At 42.8% G+C, this 17,130-nt stretch carries 11 protein-coding genes and 5 pseudogenes; 12 read left to right on the plus strand and 4 right to left on the minus strand.

What is annotated here, in order from left to right:
* Window positions 1-133: 133 nt before the first annotated feature.
* The 10 genes and pseudogenes from glyQ (at window position 134) to cccA (ending at window position 11,078) form a co-directional block, all read left to right on the plus strand.
* The gene (glyQ, locus tag LC048_RS05095; protein ID WP_306049620.1) at window positions 134-1,024 is read left to right on the plus strand and encodes a glycine--tRNA ligase subunit alpha; all 891 of its coding nucleotides are present in this window, start codon (window positions 134-136) and stop codon (window positions 1,022-1,024) included.
* The gene (glyS, locus tag LC048_RS05100; protein ID WP_306049623.1) at window positions 1,017-3,092 is read left to right on the plus strand and encodes a glycine--tRNA ligase subunit beta; all 2,076 of its coding nucleotides are present in this window, start codon (window positions 1,017-1,019) and stop codon (window positions 3,090-3,092) included. Before glyQ ends, glyS begins: the two co-directional genes overlap by 8 nt.
* A gap of 313 nt (window positions 3,093-3,405) precedes the next feature.
* Window positions 3,406-4,036, plus strand: a pseudogene (locus LC048_RS05105) (helix-turn-helix transcriptional regulator).
* Between the two features lie 30 nt (window positions 4,037-4,066).
* Window positions 4,067-4,886: pseudogene (locus LC048_RS05110) on the plus strand (pyruvate, water dikinase regulatory protein).
* A 291-nt stretch (window positions 4,887-5,177) separates the two neighbouring features.
* Window positions 5,178-5,648 (plus strand): YaiI/YqxD family protein, encoded by a 471-nt coding sequence (locus LC048_RS05115; protein ID WP_226607098.1) that lies wholly within the window; start codon window positions 5,178-5,180, stop codon window positions 5,646-5,648.
* Window positions 5,649-5,663: 15 nt separating this feature from the next.
* A pseudogene (dnaG, locus tag LC048_RS05120) lies at window positions 5,664-7,474 on the plus strand (DNA primase).
* Between the two features lie 42 nt (window positions 7,475-7,516).
* A pseudogene (gene rpoD / locus LC048_RS05125) lies at window positions 7,517-8,648 on the plus strand (RNA polymerase sigma factor RpoD).
* 110 nt (window positions 8,649-8,758) lie between these two features.
* Complete coding sequence (locus LC048_RS05130; protein WP_226607086.1) at window positions 8,759-9,289, plus strand: hypothetical protein; 531 nt, start codon at window positions 8,759-8,761, stop codon at window positions 9,287-9,289.
* A gap of 98 nt (window positions 9,290-9,387) precedes the next feature.
* On the plus strand, window positions 9,388-10,527 hold the full coding sequence (locus LC048_RS05135) for an acyl-CoA dehydrogenase family protein (protein WP_226607087.1): 1,140 nt from the start codon (window positions 9,388-9,390) through the stop codon (window positions 10,525-10,527).
* A 185-nt stretch (window positions 10,528-10,712) separates the two neighbouring features.
* Window positions 10,713-11,078: a cytochrome c550 gene (gene cccA / locus LC048_RS05140; protein WP_226607089.1), complete on the plus strand. Its 366-nt coding sequence runs from the start codon at window positions 10,713-10,715 to the stop codon at window positions 11,076-11,078.
* A gap of 133 nt (window positions 11,079-11,211) precedes the next feature.
* Here cccA and LC048_RS05145 read toward each other — a convergent pair.
* Window positions 11,212-12,573 (minus strand): annotated as a pseudogene (locus LC048_RS05145) (IS1182 family transposase).
* 363 nt (window positions 12,574-12,936) lie between these two features.
* Window positions 12,937-13,143, minus strand: a complete 207-nt coding sequence (locus LC048_RS05150; RefSeq protein WP_226602003.1) for a hypothetical protein — start codon at window positions 13,141-13,143, stop codon at window positions 12,937-12,939.
* A gap of 125 nt (window positions 13,144-13,268) precedes the next feature.
* Here LC048_RS05150 and LC048_RS05155 point away from each other — a divergent pair, with 125 nt between their 5' ends.
* On the plus strand, window positions 13,269-13,979 hold the full coding sequence (locus LC048_RS05155; protein ID WP_226602004.1) for a tRNA (adenine(22)-N(1))-methyltransferase: 711 nt from the start codon (window positions 13,269-13,271) through the stop codon (window positions 13,977-13,979).
* On the plus strand, window positions 13,976-15,091 hold the full coding sequence (locus LC048_RS05160; RefSeq protein WP_226602005.1) for a Nif3-like dinuclear metal center hexameric protein: 1,116 nt from the start codon (window positions 13,976-13,978) through the stop codon (window positions 15,089-15,091). The genes LC048_RS05155 and LC048_RS05160 overlap by 4 nt, the downstream gene beginning before the upstream one ends.
* A gap of 182 nt (window positions 15,092-15,273) precedes the next feature.
* On the opposite strand, the gene LC048_RS05165 is transcribed toward LC048_RS05160, so the two are convergent.
* Window positions 15,274-16,227: a 4-hydroxy-3-methylbut-2-enyl diphosphate reductase gene (locus LC048_RS05165; RefSeq protein WP_226602006.1), complete on the minus strand. Its 954-nt coding sequence runs from the start codon at window positions 16,225-16,227 to the stop codon at window positions 15,274-15,276.
* Window positions 16,228-16,334: 107 nt separating this feature from the next.
* Complete coding sequence (locus LC048_RS05170) at window positions 16,335-16,964, minus strand: YqfQ family protein (protein WP_226602007.1); 630 nt, start codon at window positions 16,962-16,964, stop codon at window positions 16,335-16,337.
* Between the last annotated feature and the right edge of the window lie 166 nt (window positions 16,965-17,130).

Below are 17,130 nucleotides of genomic sequence, written 5' to 3' on the forward strand. Positions count from 1 at the left end.
TTGAGTTTTAATTCAGGATTTTTTGCTTGGTGATTTTCAATAGAATTTGCCAGTGAGCAAGAAAGCCAATAGTAATAAAAGGTATTAGAAACAATCGATTTAAAATTGATTTAAAATTTTCGGAGGTGTAAAGATGAATATCCAAAATATGATTTTAACATTGCAAAAACACTGGTCTGAACAAGGATGCGTCCTCATGCAGGCTTATGACACCGAAAAAGGTGCAGGAACAATGAGTCCATACACGTTTTTACGGGCGATTGGACCGGAACCGTGGAGTGTCGCCTATGTTGAGCCATCACGCCGTCCAGCTGATGGACGCTATGGGGAAAATCCAAACAGGCTATATCAGCATCATCAATTCCAGGTAATCATGAAGCCTTCTCCAGACAATATTCAGGAACTGTATTTAGACTCATTGAAAGCTCTGGGAATTGATCCACTAGAACATGACATTCGCTTCGTAGAGGACAACTGGGAGAATCCTTCTCTGGGCTGTGCAGTCCTAGGGTGGGAGGTCTGGCTGGATGGCATGGAAATCACGCAATTCACCTACTTTCAACAAGTAGGCGGACTTGACTGCAAACCAGTTTCCGTTGAAATCACTTACGGAATCGAACGTTTGGCGTCCTATATCCAGGACAAAGAAAATGTCTTCGATCTTGTATGGACAAACGATTTTACAGTAAGGGATATTTTTGGGCAGCCAGAATATGAGCATTCAAAATATACTTTCGAAACATCTGACAAAGATATGCTTTTCAACCTTTTCAATATTTACGAAAAAGAAGCAAATCGACAAATGGATGAAAGCCTTGTACACCCTGCTTATGATTATGTCCTTAAATGCTCTCACACTTTTAACATTCTAGATGCTCGCGGAGCCATTTCAGTTACAGAACGGACCGGTTATATTGCCCGTATCAGAAACCTTGCAAAGAAAGTTGCGAAAACGTTCTATGAAGAAAGAGAAAAGTTAGGCTTCCCAATCATTAAACGGAAGGAGCAGGTGGAAAATGACTAAACGTAATTTATTGCTTGAAATCGGTTTGGAAGAAATGCCTGCCAGATTTATTACTGACTCCATGAACCAGCTGGCTTCCAAGGTGGAGAATTGGCTGAAAACGAATAATATTGGTTTTGAAGCCATCCAGCTTTATTCTACCCCGCGCAGGCTTGCACTACTGGTCCTGGATGTTGATGATCGCCAGGAGGACAGCGAGGAAGAAGCAAAAGTCCCTGCTAAAAAAATTGCCCTTGCTGAAGACGGAGAGTGGTCAAAAGCAGCCATTGGATTTACACGCGGACAAGGCTTAACGGTAGAGGATATTTATTTTAAGGAGATCAACGGTGTTGAATATGCTCACGTAAAGAAATTCATCAAAGGAAAAGAAACTTTTGAATTGCTTGTTGAGCTGAAAGCAATCATTTCTGGGTTGACATTCCCGAAAAACATGCGCTGGGCCGACCTCGAGCTTCGTTATGTCCGTCCAATTAAATGGCTTGTTGCGATGTTCGGAAACGATATCATTCCATTTGAAATTGCTGGTGTCCAAACAGGCAGCGTGACAAGAGGCTATCGATTCCTTAGTGAGGGTGAAATCCAATTATCCAATCCGCAGGAATATGAAGAAGCATTGTTAGGACAATATGTGGTTGCTGATGCGCAAAAGCGTAAGGACGCAATAACTTCTCAGCTTGAAAGAATTGAGGAAGAGAACGGTTGGGTTATTCCGGTTGATGAGGACCTATTGGAAGAAGTCAATAACCTTGTTGAATATCCAACAGCTTTATATGGCCGGTTCGAGGAAGAATTTCTGGATATTCCAAGCGAAGTACTGATCACTTCCATGAAGGAACATCAAAGGTATTTTCCGGTGAAATCCACGAGGGGAGAATTGCTGCCTCATTTCGTTACAGTTAGGAACGGTGATCATGTCCATATTGAAAAGGTTGCACGGGGGAATGAGAAAGTACTGAGAGCTCGACTGGCAGATGCAGCATTTTTCTATAAGGAAGACCAGAGAATGCAAATTGATGCAGCCTTGGAAAAATTGAAGAATGTTGTATACCACGAAGAGATTGGAACAATTGCTGAAAAATCAGAACGAGTGCGCAAGCTTGTGGGCTTGGTTGGCGAAAGATTGGAATTCTCGCAAGATGTTATCAATTTTGCGGATCGGGCGGCACAAATCAGCAAATTCGATTTAGTTTCACAGATGGTATACGAGTTCCCAGAATTACAAGGGATAATGGGAGAAAAGTACGCCTTGCAAAAAGGCGAAAGCCCAGAAGTGGCAGTGGCTATCAATGAGCATTATATGCCTCGCAATGCAGATGATTCAATTCCAGAATCACAAGCAGGAGCGTCAGTTGCAATTGCCGATAAACTGGATACAATTGTTGCGTTCTTCTCTCTAGGTATCATTCCAAGCGGATCTCAGGATCCATATGCATTGAGGAGACAGGCGACCGGAATCGTGCAGACCCTGATCGAAAAGAAATGGAATATCTCACTTGAAAATCTAGTCGACCTTTCACTTAATCTTGTTTCAGAAGCAGGAATTACTAAGCGCACTGACGAAGAAGTTTACCATGACCTAGTCCAATTCTTTAAATTACGTGTCAAGCACTTGTTACAGGAGCGAGGGATCCGCTACGATTTAATTGATGCTGTCCTCGGAGGAGAGATTGGGATTGTGTCGAGACTGATTGAAAAAGCAGAAGCGCTCCAGTCTGCCAGCAGTGGTGAGGGCTTTAAAGAAAGTATGGAGGCATTGAGCCGAGTACTTAATATCGCAAGCAAGAAAGATGTTCAGGGAGATATCGATCCAGAACGTTTCGAAAACGAGTATGAACAAAGATTGTATAAAAAGTATCTTGAACTCGGAAAGAAAGCCGAGGACGGAATGGATGCAACTTCATATTATAACCTTTTGGTTGACATTAAGCCTGAAATCAATGATTATTTTGAACATACAATGGTCATGTCTGATAAGCAGGATGTACGTGAAAACCGCCTGAATCAGATGGCTGCACTGGCAGCTTTGATCATGAAGCTTGCAAAAGTAAATGACATTGTCGTAAAGTAGACACCTTTTTAATGTTAAGCATGATTTGAGTGCCTTCCTATACAGGGAGGCACTTTAGCAAGTAACTTTAGTCAGTGGAAATAGCGAGAAAGAATTGTTAATAAGTATAGAATATTTATTCCTATTCATTACCTTGTGTAGTATATAATTAATGTATTAGTCTTTTTACATAAAGGCTGTTATACGTTCAGTCTAATGCTTTCATGGATCGGTACAGGGTTAGCAATCTGGTCCAAATAGTAGCAATGATAAATAACTGAATACTTAATAACCAATGCGAGAACAGCTTATTTTAAAAATCTCCCGATGGGTGGTGAGGACAATCGAACTGAATAAACGCCAAGAGCATATTCTGCAAATCGTTAAAGATAACGGACCAATCACTGGGGAGAATATCGCTGAAAAGTTAAATCTGACAAGGGCTACCCTCAGGCCTGATCTTGCCATTCTGACGATGGCGGGATATTTGGATGCCAGACCTCGTGTAGGTTATTTCTACACAGGAAAATCCGGGAATCAGCTGCTTTCGGAAAACCTGAAAAAAAATCCTCGTCAGGGATTATCAGTCCATTCCAGTCGTCGTCCCTGAAAATGTATCTGTCTACGATGCGATCGTTACGATGTTTCTTGAAGATGTAGGCACTTTATTTGTGGTCGATAACGCTTCAAGGCTAGTAGGTGTCCTTTCTCGCAAAGATTTATTGAGAGCAAGCATTGGAAAGCAGGAGCTGACTACTTTGCCAGTTAATATCATCATGACAAGGATGCCAAATATTACGGTGTGCCGTCGGGATGACTTGCTCATTGATGCTGCCAAGGAATTGATTGAAAAGCAGATTGACGCCCTACCGATCATCAAAGATGAAGATGATGGGTACGAGTTAGTAGGAAGATTGACGAAGACGAATATTACAAAGGCGTTTGTAGCCTTGGCAGAGGAATAAGAAGCAAATAGAGAAGGGGTTGGTTAGAAGATGAATAAAACACCTATTATTTATGTGGTTTCTGACTCTGTCGGCGAGACTGCAGAGCTCGTTACGAAGGCTGCCATCAGCCAATTCGAACATTTGGATGTTTCACTGAAAAGATTTCCTTATGTTGAGGATAAAGTACATATTGATGAAGTCGTTTCACTTGCTAAGCATGACGGCGGAATGATCGCCTACACATTGGTCAAGCCAGATATAAGCAACTATCTTCAAGAATCTGCGGCCAAAGAGGGAATCTATGCCTGTGATATCATCGGGGCCGCTCATGCAGCAGGTTCAGCAGCTAAGTGGTGAAACACCACTATACGAACCTGGCCTTGTCCGTAAACTGGACGAAGACTACTTCAAAAAAGTTGAAGCAATCGAATTCGCAGTGAAATATGATGATGGCCGCGATCCTAGAGGTATACTGAAAGCAGATATCGTCCTGGTGGGCGTTTCGAGGACATCCAAGACACCATTATCACAATATCTCGCCCACAAGCGCTACAAAGTTGCGAATGTGCCACTTGTGCCAGAAGTCGACCCACCAGAAGAATTATTCCTTGTACCCAAGGAAAAGTGCTTTGGCCTAAGGATAACTCCGGATAAATTGAACCAAATCCGCCGTGAAAGGTTAATCTCACTTGGATTGAACGATCAGGCGATATATGCGAATATCGAAAGAATCAAGGAAGAGATAGAATATTTTGATGGGATTGTTGAAAAAATAGGATGTCCAGTCATTGATGTAACAAACAAAGCGGTAGAGGAAACGGCGAATGTCATTCTGAATATGGTCCGAAATAAGAAAATGGACGATTAGCACATATTTTGTATGTGCTTTTCTTTTTGGCAGTTCTTAGTGAAGCTATTCTTTTTTGATTGTTAATGCATTATCTGAGAAAAAATAATGGAAAAATAGGCTTTCTTATACTATAATAAAAAATTGTGATAAAAATGTATCTGTTTAGGTTTAGACTGGACAGATTACGAATAAACTATTTACTATCAGTTGTCAAGATGTTGACCACGAAAAAATTCGACAAAATTCCCTTGAAAAAATACAATCCTTTAGAAGGAATATGCGGAGTGATGTAGAATTAATACTAGTAAAATCAACAGTCAGACCCTTTTTGTTGATGCGGACTCTTGCCCGGTTATTAAGGAAATTGTCGAAATCGCTTCGAAGTTTTCCATCGAAGCTGTTTTTGTGGCTTCATATGCTCATATGAAGAATGACCTTCAAGGGCAGAACTGGGTTTTTGTCGATTCTCATAAGGAGGCTGTAGACCTTTATTTAATGAATCACGTTAAGAAAGGTGATTTTGCGGTGACGCAGGACATTGGTCTTGCATCTACCCTCATTGCGAAAGGGGTTTATGCCATCTCTCCTAGGGGAAGTTTATTTGAAGAAAAGGACATTCAGACTGCCCTTGACTTAAGGTATCTTTCTGCCAAGGCTAGAAGGCAGGGATCCTATGGTAAGGGACCAAAACCCTTTACAGAAAAAGACAGGGAAAAGTTTATAAAGGAATTGAACATGCTTTTGTCGAATTTTAAGATATGTTCAAGTAATCACAACTAATTAGAGGTCATGCTTATGGCAGAGAGGATTGCCGAGGAAAAAGTAAATGAAATCCGGCAGGCGGTTGAAATAGTCGATGTCATTGGTGATTACGTCCAATTGAAAAAACAAGGCCGGAATTATTTTGGGCTTTGTCCATTTCATGGGGAAAACTCTCCATCATTTTCAGTTTCACCTGATAAGCAGATTTATCACTGCTTTGGTTGTGGGGGCCGGCGGGAATGTATTTTCATTTCTGATGGATATTGATGGCCTGTCGTTTCAAGAAGCTGCAGTCAAGCTCGCGGAAAGTGCGAACATCGAACTGAAGCTAGAAGGACCGGCTTCGGGAAAAAATCCACAACTGCCTGAAGGCTCCAAACAAATGATTGAAGCGCATGAACTATTGCGTAAATTTTATCATCATTTGCTAGTAAACACAAAAGAAGGTCAAGAGGCCTTGGAATATCTTCTGAATAGGGGATTTACTCAGGAGTCCATTGACACATTCCAAATTGGCTATTCACTGCCTTCATGGGACTTTGCAGTTAAACTGCTTGAAAAACGGGGTTTTTCCCCTGGATATTATCTCGAGAGCAGGACTGGTCATCCAGCGTGAAAACGATGGGACATACTTTGACAGGTTCAGGAACAGGATCATGTTTCCGATCCTCGACCATCAAGGAAATACGATCGCGTTTTCAGGGCGTGCACAGGGGGACGAAGAACCCAAATATCTGAATAGTCCCGAGACGCAGATCTTCAACAAAAGTAAAATTTTATATAACTTTCACCTTGCCCGTGGTGTGATCCGAAAACAGCAGCATGCTGTACTTTTCGAAGGCTTTGCCGATGTAATTTCCGCTAATCGCGCAGGCGTAGAAAACGGAGTAGCCACGATGGGGACATCGTTAACGGAAGAACATATTTCCTTGCTAAAAAGAAATGTTCAAGCTGTAACGATTTGCTACGACTCGGACAAAGCCGGGATTGAAGCGGCTTTCAGGGCATCTAACATGTTGTCAAAAGCGGGATTCGCTGTCAGGGTTGCAACTATGCCAGATGGGATGGATCCTGATGATTTCATAAAGGTGCATGGCGAGGAGAAATTCAGGAACGATATTATTGGCTCCAGCGCCACCTTGATGGCTTTTAAATTAATATATTATCGGCGAGGGAAAAACCTTCAGAATGAAGGAGATCGCCTACAATATATCGAAGAAGTACTTAAAGAAATCAGCACCCTCGATAAAGCAGTAGAAATTGACCTTTACTTGAGGCAGCTTGCAAATGAGTTTTCGCTATCACTGGATGCCTTAGCCCAACAGCTCAATCAGCTGGTTCAGGGGTCAAGCCAAAAGAGGGGGCAAAATCAACCGCAAGCAAAATCAAAACCTGTAAGCTACGCCAGGAAATCAGAACTGAAGCCTGCATATCACACTGCGGAAAGGCGAATGATCTTTCATATGATGAGAGATGCCGATGTCGCATATAAGGTACAGGAAATGCTTGCAGGAAGTACATTTAACATTGATGAACATCAGGCTGTTATTACTTATTTATTTGCATACTATGAAAAAGGACATGATCCTGACCCAAGCGCGTTCTTAAATTATCTCCAGGATAATAAGCTAAAAAGGGTCGTTGCAGATATAGAGATGATGCCTCTTAACGAGGAGATCAGTGATCAGGAATTATCTGATTATATCAAGCAGGTTTTGAATTATCAAAAAATGTTACAAATAAAGGAAAAAACAGCAGAACAAAAACAGGCAGAACGACAAAACGATTTCTTGCGCGCTGCGGCTATCGCAACGGAAATTATCCAATTGCGCAAGACCTTATAAAGCTATGCTGATTGTTTTTGATTTTTGGAAGGAGGGGGACATATGGCTGAAAAGTCAGCCCGTTCTAAAGAGGTCACTGAAAATGAAGTGACAGTTGAACAAGTGAAAGACCAGTTAACGGCAATTGGAAAGAAAACAGGTGTCCTAGCCTATGATGATATCGCAGAAAGGTTATCAAGCTTTGACCTTGATTCCGATCAGATGGACGAATTCTATGAGTTCCTTGGTGAACAAGGGATTGAACTCGTAGGTGAAAGCGATGAAGTTGAAGACCCTGACATCAAACAGCTTGCAAAAGATGATGAAGAATTTGACTTGAATGACTTAAGTGTCCCGCCTGGGGTCAAAATCAACGACCCGGTAAGGATGTACCTAAAGGAAATTGGTCGAGTCGACTTGCTTTCTGCAGAAGAAGAGATCAACCTGGCAGAAAGAATCGAACAAGGCGATGAAGAAGCCAAAAGACGTCTTGCCGAAGCAAACCTTCGACTCGTAGTAAGTATTGCGAAACGCTATGTTGGCCGTGGTATGTTATTCCTTGACCTTATTCAGGAAGGGAATATGGGTTTGATCAAAGCAGTTGAAAAGTTTGATTACCGCAAAGGTTTTAAATTCAGTACTTACGCTACCTGGTGGATACGTCAGGCGATCACTCGTGCTATAGCTGACCAGGCAAGGACTATCAGGATTCCTGTCCATATGGTGGAAACCATTAATAAATTGATCCGTGTACAAAGACAATTACTTCAGGACTTAGGCCGCGAACCAACGCCTGAAGAGATTGGTGAAGACATGGACCTGTCACCTGAGAAGGTGCGTGAAATCCTTAAGATTGCTCAGGAGCCAGTTTCCCTGGAAACTCCGATAGGGAGAAGAAGATGATTCCCACCTTGGTGATTTCATTGAGGACCAGGATGCTACCTCTCCTTCTGAACATGCTGCATATGAGCTTTTAAAGGAACAGCTTGAGGATGTCCTTGATACTCTTACTGACCGTGAAGAAAACGTCCTTCGACTCCGTTTCGGACTTGATGATGGGCGCACACGCACATTGGAAGAAGTGGGCAAGGTATTTGGCGTTACGCGCGAGCGTATTCGTCAAATTGAAGCAAAGGCACTTCGTAAGCTCAGACACCCTAGTCGCAGCAAACGATTAAAAGACTTTTTAGAATAGGATTGCCAAGGAATAGTTTACTTTTTAAAATAAAAGTAAACTATTCCTTTTTTACTTTCTTACCGTTGGCTATAAGTTTGGATAACCAATAAGACAGGATGTGCCTACATATGGATGACCATCGCAGGAAAATCATCACCAATGAGATTAAATACTGGAAACAAAACAGGCTGTTGCCAGAGCACTATTGTGATTTCCTCTTGAACCTGTATACTGGGGGAAGCTCTGAAGCTGAAACGACTTCCAGATATACTCCGAGCCGCTCTAAAGGAATAATAAGTCTTATTTTAATTGGATTGTTATCGTTTTCAGTTTTTTTATTTTATTTTACTGAATTGTCGCTCTTTTTGCAAACGGCCCTTATCCTTTTTTTCGGAATGACTACTCTTACAGTAGCTGTTTTCATGGTGAAAAAATCTTTTTATGAATTGGTTCCATTACTTACTTGTGCCCTGCTTTTATTAATCACATCTGTTCAGGCAGCTGAAATAATATTTCCAAAACACCCGGTCATGATTTACATCGTAACGGGCCTGAACTGTTTAGTGTGGGTTACAGCAGGAATGAGGTGGAAGATGGTGAGCTTCAAACTATCAGGAATCATCGGGTTAATTGTCCTGTTAATTACTATATTCATATAATTTTTAAAAATTTAAAAGTTTTTAAATGTTGAGAAAATTGTTTAATCCCCTTTATAATGAAGAATGTAAACGCATTCAATGTTTTAAGGGGGATGGAAATGAATTTTGATTTAACATCAGAACAGACGATGATTAAAAGGACAATTAGAGAGTTTGCGGAGGAAGAAGTTGCTCCAGGAGCGATTGAAAGAGATAGAACAAAACAATTCCCGACAGAAATCTTCAAAAAACTGGGAGAACTAGGAATGCTGGGCTTGCCGTTCCCCGAGGAATATGGCGGAGCAGGAGCTGATACGGTCAGTTTTGCAATTGTCACAGAGGAATTGAGCAAGGCATGCGCCTCAACTGGGATTACATACTCTGCCCACATATCCCTTGGAGGCGCTCCTATCAATCTATTCGGTACAGAGGAGCAGAAGCAAAAATACCTGGCACCAATTTGCACAGGTGAATCACTCGGAGCTTTCGGACTAACTGAACCAAATGCAGGCTCAGACGCTGGAGGAACACAGACGACTGCCAAAGAGCTTAATGGGGAATACATCATCAATGGCAGCAAGAATTTTATCACGAATGCAAGCTATGCCAAACATCTCGCAATGACCGCAATCACTGGTAATGTGGATGGAAAAAAGGAAATTAGCGCAATTATTGTGCCAACAGATGCACCAGGGTTTTCTGTCATCGATAATTATGAAAAGATGGGGTTAAATGCATCGAATACTACTCAGCTGGTGATGGAGGATGTCCATGTCCCGCTTGAAAACCTGCTTGGCAAGAAAGGGGAGGGCTTCAAGCAATTCCTTGTGACATTGGACGGAGGCAGGATCGGCATTGGAGCGATGGCTGTAGGAGTAGCTCAGGCTGCTTATGAAAAAGCCTTGAAGTATGCCAAAGAAAGACAGCAGTTCGGCAGACCGATATCACAGTTTCAGGCTATCCAGTTTAAGCTTGCTGACATGGCAATGAAAATTGAACTTGCACGCAATATGGTATATAAGGCCGCCTGGTTGAAGGATCAGGGACGTCCATTCTCAAAGGAAGCATCAATGTGTAAGCTCTATGCTTCTGAAATTGCAATGGAAGTAGCTGATCAGGCAGTCCAGATACACGGCGGTTATGGCTATATGAAGGAATATGAAGTGGAACGTTATATGAGGGATGCGAAGCTTCTGGAAATTGGTGAAGGCACGTCCGAAGTCCAAAGGATGGTCATTGCAAGATTAATTGGTTGCTAAAAGGATATCCTAAATATGCTATGTACCGCAAAAACTTCATCATACGATGAAGTTTTTTGTCTAAATTGTGAACAAGTGTGACAAAGTTTGCTTTTTTACTTTCCCTGTAAACGTTTTTCAAGTAAAATAATATCTGTGTGAAATCATTATTTAAATAGATGTTGTACATAAAAGGAGGGTATATGATGAATCGTAATCCAATTATTCCGTTCGTATTGATTATGGTAATGGGGATCGGCTTGATGTTCCTGCTTTCGTTTAAGGGTGTTGGGGATTCCAAGGATCTTGCAAAGGAAAAAGAAGGCGGCGGTGAAAAGACAGAAGAAACTGCTGATGCAAACCCTGAGGATTTTTACCAGCAATCCTGTGCGATGTGCCACGGAAACCAGTATGAAGGCGTTTCAGGTCCTTCATTGAAAGGTGTAGGCAGCAAGTACTCACAGGATGAAATCAAAGACATCCTCGTTAATGGTAAAGGAGCAATGCCTCCTGGTCTGGCTGCTGGCAAGGAAGATCAAATGGCAGAATGGATTGTCAATGAATTGAAGTAATGAATGAAAGGCTCTTTGCTTTTGCAAAGAGCCTCAGTTTGTAGACAAAAGGGGTTCGGAATGCTCTCATTCCGAACCCCTTTTTGGATTTCATCGAATTTTTCTAAGGAAATAGACTCTCTTTGCTATACTTTTAGGCCATTACTGGACTTCTCCATGTCCAGTTGGCCATCTTCTTCAGGTTCAATGCAGCGAAAGTAAGCATCGCCTGCATCGACAATTTTTTAAGTCCCCTTAGGGTTGTCCAACGCATGCCATGCTTTTCTTTTGCATCTGCGAAAACGCGCTCAATGGTTTCTTTGCGCTTCGCATAGATTTGTTTTACTTCTGGTTTGTGTCTCAAGTGGTCTACCTCTTCTACGTACTCTTGCCAGATATGGCGCGTTACCACCTTTTGGTGGTCCTTGCTTTCTGTGCATTGCGCTAAAAACGGGCAGTTGGCGCAGATATGCTTGGGGGATATTATATTCACGATATCCCTCTTTAGTGGTGGTTGAATACTTCAAGATTTCACCGGCAGGACACAAGTAACAGTCGTAAAATTCGTCATATACATAGTCATATTTACGGAAGAAGCCATCCTTCGTTCGTGGTCGGGTATAAGGCAAAGCCGGGGTCATTTCATTTTCCATCAGAAACTTCGTAATCGCTGGTGTTTTATAGGCTGCGTCGTACCGCAACAGCAGTAGGCTTTCCAACTTTCTCTATCACTTGTTCTACCAGTGGCTCAAGAATCAGGCTGTCATGCGTGTTACCAGGTGTCACAATTGTCCCCAGGACAAATCCGTTACGATCTGATGCCGCATGGAAAGAGTAGGCAAACTGCTTTGTCCGTTCGTCCTTGACGTAGTATCCACTCTCAGGATCGGTCGTACTTTCCTTGATTTCCTTCGTTTCTTCCTTATCGAACTTATCAGGTGGAAAAGGTTCCTTCCCATGGTCTTCCCGATCCAGATTGATCTCTTCCTGGAGTTTCTCTTGATACGCCCGTGTTTCCTTACGCACCACTTTTTTCTCGAATTTATGTTTATTCGCACTGGCTTTTACGTGGGTTGAATCAATGAAGACGTGTTCTGCACTAATAAGTTTCTTATCAGCTGCGGTCTTAAGAATTCGATAGAAGATCTGTTCAAACAAATCAGTGTCTTTAAAACGGCGTTCGTAATTCTTCCCGAAGGTGGAGAAGTGGGGCACTTTATCATGGAATCCATAACCCAAAAACCAGCGGCGGTACTATGTTCGTTTCTACTTCGGCAATGGTCTGGCGCATGGAACGGATGCCGAATGTATATTGAATGAATGAGAGTTTAATCAGAATAACAGGGTCAATGCTTGGGCGGCCTACTTCCGAATACACATCTTTCACCAAGTCATAAATGAAAGAAAAATCTAGGGCAGCTTCCATCTTACGGACTAAATGTTCCTGAGGAACCAGTTGGTCTAAAGCAACCACTTCTAATTGATCTCGTTGGATTGGATTATTTTTCGAAAGCATGTTTATCACCTCAAGCGTTATATATATCTATTTTAAAATAGACTTATGGTTAGTTCCACGTTAAGTTTGGAAGTCCTGTTGATTGGAGTGGAAGGCGCGTAGACTCCTGCGGGCTCAGCTGGACAGGTGAGACCCCGCAGACGCCAACGGCGGTGAGGAGGCTCACCGCCAGCCCCGCGGAAAGCGAAGCGCCTGGAACGGAAATCAACAGCCCCCATTCCAGCACCAACCAAAAAAAAGACTGTAGACAAGCTCGATTTCCATCGAGTTTGTCTACAGTCTGAGGCTCTTTGCTTTTGCAAAGAGCCTTTTTTATTGAAAAGTATAAATTTTTGTACTTAGATTAGTGTCCAGCTCCAGCGCCTAGCCCCTAGAGTCGCTTGTCTGGCTGCGGCTCCTAACTCCTCGAGACGCTTGTCTAGTCTCGCCTCCTAGAAACTCCGAAACTTCAACTCCGCCGGCAGAAGCAAAAAGCGCTTCTTTGCCAGAGTCTCCAGTTTCTGCGTTTCTGGCCAGTCGGCTATACTTTTCGATTTCGGTCCTGGCAATGAAGTCAAAGAACGACTTCACTGCCAGGCCCTCCAGCGCTTGTCGGGGCTGACCAAGGCGCTTGCGCTTTTCTTACATAATTGGACAAGAGGCACGTGGTTTTCATATACTTATAAAAGCAAAATAAGATTTAGTAGGTGACTTGTATGAATGCTGAAAAACTATCAGACAGGCTTGAAGCCGTAGCAAATTATATTCCTGAAGGTGCAAGCCTGGCCGATATTGGTTCTGACCATGCTTATCTTCCGTGTAATGTTGTAAAGAAGGGAACTGTTACAATGGCGATCGCAGGCGAGGTCGCCGAAGGGCCTTTTCAATCTGCCATTGAGCAAGTTCGTGAAGAAAATCTCACTGAGAAGATTTCAGTCAGAAAAGGAGATGGTCTTGAAGTCATTCAACCAGGAGAGGTGGATTGTATTACCATCGCTGGTATGGGTGGTACATTGATATCAACGATTCTCGAACAAGGGAAATCGAAACTAGAAGGAGTCAGCAGGCTTGTCCTACAGCCTAATGTTGGAAGCTTTGCGGTCCGCAAATGGCTGGTTGACAGTGGATGGGAATTGGTCAAAGAAGAAATTTTAGAAGAAGACGGGAAAATTTACGAAATCCTAGTTGCTGAGAAAGGCGAACCAATGAAGCCATATCAGCATATTGATTTTGATATTGGAATATTGTTTGGCCCATTTTTACTGAAGGAAAAATCAAAGGTATTCATTGAAAAGTGGAATGGGGAAAAACGAAATTGGGAGCGTATCCTAAAGCAGCTCGATGAGGCTGTACAGAATGATGATACAGAAAGCAAGAGACAAGAACTTAAAATGAAACTAAAGATGGCAGAGGAGGCGTTACAGTGAAAAACGTGAATGGCCATCAAGTGATTCAGCTTTTTGAACAATTTTCGCCTAAGGTATTTGCAATGGAAGGCGATAAGGTTGGCCTGCAAATAGGTGCGTTGAACTCAGCGGTCAATAATGTCCTGGTTGCGCTTGATGTAACAGAAGAAGTGGTGGAGGAGGCAATTGCCAAGAATGTTCAATTGATCATTGCGCATCATCCGCCAATATTCAGGCCATTGAAGAAGATCGCGACGGACACCCCTGCTGGAAGAATGATTGCCAAGTTAATCAAGCATGACATCGCAGTTTATGCGGCCCATACGAATCTTGATGTCGCTAAAGGAGGTGTAAATGACCTGCTGGCTGATGCTCTCGGTTTAAAGAACCCTCAAGTGCTGGTGCCAACGTATGAGGATAAGTTGAAAAAGCTTGTCGTTTTCGTACCTGAGGAAAATGCTGAGATTCTCAGAGATGCCTTAGGGAATGCAGGAGCCGGTGCAATCGGCAACTACAGCCATTGTACGTTCTCCGGGCCCGGAGAGGGACGGTTCCTTCCAGGTCATAATACAGATCCTTATATCGGCGAACAAGGAAAGCTTGAAGCGGTCAATGAAGTGCGCGTTGAAACTGTTTTCCCGCAAAGTATTGAAAAGAGGGTGATTCAAGCGATGATCAAGGCCCATCCTTATGAGGAGGTCGCCTATGATGTATATCGACTTGAAAATATGGGAGAACAGCTTGGACTTGGTAGAATTGGAACAGTCGAAGAAACGACGCTGTCTGAATATGCCAATGTTGTTAAGAAAGCCCTGGGAGTTGATAAAGTTCGGGTTGTCGGTGACTTGAACGCAAAGGTGAAAAAGGTAGCTGTCCTTGGTGGTGACGGAAATAAGTATTACTCACAGGCGAAATTCCGCGGGGCGGATGTATACATTACCGGAGATATATACTATCACACAGCACACGACGCGCTGATGGCCGGACTGAATATGATTGATCCGGGTCATAATGTCGAGAAGGTCATGAAAGTGGGAGTCGCCACTGTGATGGAAGCACGATGCCAGGAAAAAGGGTACGATGTAAAGTTCATTCCATCTGAAATATCGACCGATCCATTTACTCATATTTAGGATTTGCCATCGATTCAAGATTGTTCTAGCAACATTCCGCTCACAGAATAAGAAAAACTGCGCTAGAATAATGAAGTCGAGTACGAGTTCGGTCACAGCACCAAATCTCGGGTTGTATTTATGAGCGCTAAAAATAAGAAAGCAGCCTGAATGGATAATTCAGGCTGCTTTTCATATTATACTTATACGTTTGCTTCGGTCTTCTTGACCTTTGGCAGGATTTTGTGAAGAGGTACTTTTTTCTCTTTTACCCAAGTTCCTTCGTTTTTCTTGTCAAACTGCTGGAGGAAGGAAATGACCTCTTTTGTGATTGGTGTAGGAGTAGATGCTCCAGATGTTACGGCGACAGTATCAGCATCTTTTATCCAATTGATATCAAGTTCGGTGATATCGGCAATTCGATATGCCTTAGTTCCGGCTATTTCTTCAGATACTTGTGCGAGACGATTTGAATTATTGCTTTTTGGATCTCCAACTACGATCAGCACATCTGCTTCCTTAGCCTGCTCGGCGACTGCCTCCTGGCGTACTTGTGTAGCCATGCAAATTTCTCTATGGACTTCTGAGTGCGGATACTTTTCTGTTACTTTCTTCATGATTTCGGCAACGTCCCACTGGCTCATCGTTGTCTGATTGGTTACAATCAGTTTTTCAGCATGCAGTTCTAAAGCCTCGACATCAGCTGCTGTTTCCACAAGATGAACGATCCCTGGTGCGACACCTACTGCTCCCTCAGGTTCGGGATGCCCTTTTTTGCCGATGTAAATAACTTCATAACCTTCTTTTTCTTTTTCCGTGATCAGGTTATGAGTGTTTGTAACGTCTGGACATGTCGCGTCAATCGAGACAAGGCCCTTTTCCTTGGCAAGCTCCCTGACTTCGGGGGAAATGCCGTGGGCAGTGAAAATAACTGTCCCGCCTTCAACTTTTTCTAGGATTTCCTTGCGGTTGTTTCCATCCAATGTAATGATGCCTTCTTCTTCAAATGCATCCGTGACATGTTTATTATGGACAATCATCCCAAGTATATATATTGGACGCGGCAGGCTTTTATCCAATGCAGCATTACGTGCAATGACCATGGCGTCGACAACACCATAGCAATAACCGCGTGGCGATATTTTTATTACATTCATTGAGTCAACCTCCTAAGAATACCTCTGATTCTTTCTTTTATTATATAAGACTTGCAGAAAGAATACAAAAGCCACTTTCCAGAAGGAATGAATTAACTGTTTTCCAATTATATGAACAATTTAGGAGTAGAAGCTGAATTATTGCTTTGCTTTTTGATTGGCGGTTTTTGTGATGGAGAACTGGAACCAGCGTTTTTGGACTTCTTGGCTTTAATCTTTTTGTCGATTTTTTCGTTCGTTTCTTGTTCGGTTGTTGGTTCATCAGCATCCGGGAGGTCCTTCAATCCTCTGTACAGTTTCCACATTGAAGGCAAATTACGGACGAGAGGACCGTATTGCTGGATCATCGGTCCGAATTGCTGTGCGGTGCTAAGAACTTTTTGCGTGTTGGTGAGAAAACCATTCAGTGCAGATGGATCAGCGAGGGTCTTCAGGATTCCTCCGCCAGAGCTGGCTGCACGAGCAGGCCCACTTCCGCCTCCTGGTATTAAACCCGAGATACCATTTCCCTGGCCTCTGCTGCCTTTCCCTAGGATCTTTGAAAGCAAACCTCCACCTTGTCTTGATTGCGGTTTTCTTCCCATCATTCGAGGCATTTGTCCCTGCGGCATCCTGGGTCCAGGACCAAATTGATTTGGGTACATCTGCCGCTGACCCATGAAGGGACCTCCCATCATGCCAGGACCATAAAACCGATTCTGCATTCCGCGTGAGTTCATACGGGGTCCATGTAGCATCGTGACCCCTCCTTTCCCATTATTTCATCTCCTATTAGAGTATGCATATAATCAGAATTGGTTTAAGAAAAAAGTATGTTTGCGAAACAGGTTTGTTTTTTTATAAGGAAAGGTTAAGATAGTACTGATTGGAGATTTTCTGCAATCTTTATTATAATTACAGGAT

Source organism: Mesobacillus subterraneus, assembly GCF_020524355.2.
GTDB lineage: Bacteria > Bacillota > Bacilli > Bacillales > Cytobacillaceae > Mesobacillus > Mesobacillus subterraneus_C.

Coding starts and splice junctions, on each gene's coding strand:
- LC048_RS05165 (WP_226602006.1), bottom strand. CDS start 16,227: ATGAATGTAATAAAAATATCGCCACGCGGTTATTGCTATGGTGTTGTC.
- LC048_RS05155 (WP_226602004.1), top strand. CDS start 13,269: ATGAATGCTGAAAAACTATCAGACAGGCTTGAAGCCGTAGCAAATTAT.
- LC048_RS05130 (WP_226607086.1), top strand. CDS start 8,759: ATGGATGACCATCGCAGGAAAATCATCACCAATGAGATTAAATACTGG.
- LC048_RS05170 (WP_226602007.1), bottom strand. CDS start 16,964: ATGCTACATGGACCCCGTATGAACTCACGCGGAATGCAGAATCGGTTT.
- glyQ (WP_306049620.1), top strand. CDS start 134: ATGAATATCCAAAATATGATTTTAACATTGCAAAAACACTGGTCTGAA.
- cccA (WP_226607089.1), top strand. CDS start 10,713: ATGAATCGTAATCCAATTATTCCGTTCGTATTGATTATGGTAATGGGG.
- LC048_RS05135 (WP_226607087.1), top strand. CDS start 9,388: ATGAATTTTGATTTAACATCAGAACAGACGATGATTAAAAGGACAATT.
- glyS (WP_306049623.1), top strand. CDS start 1,017: ATGACTAAACGTAATTTATTGCTTGAAATCGGTTTGGAAGAAATGCCT.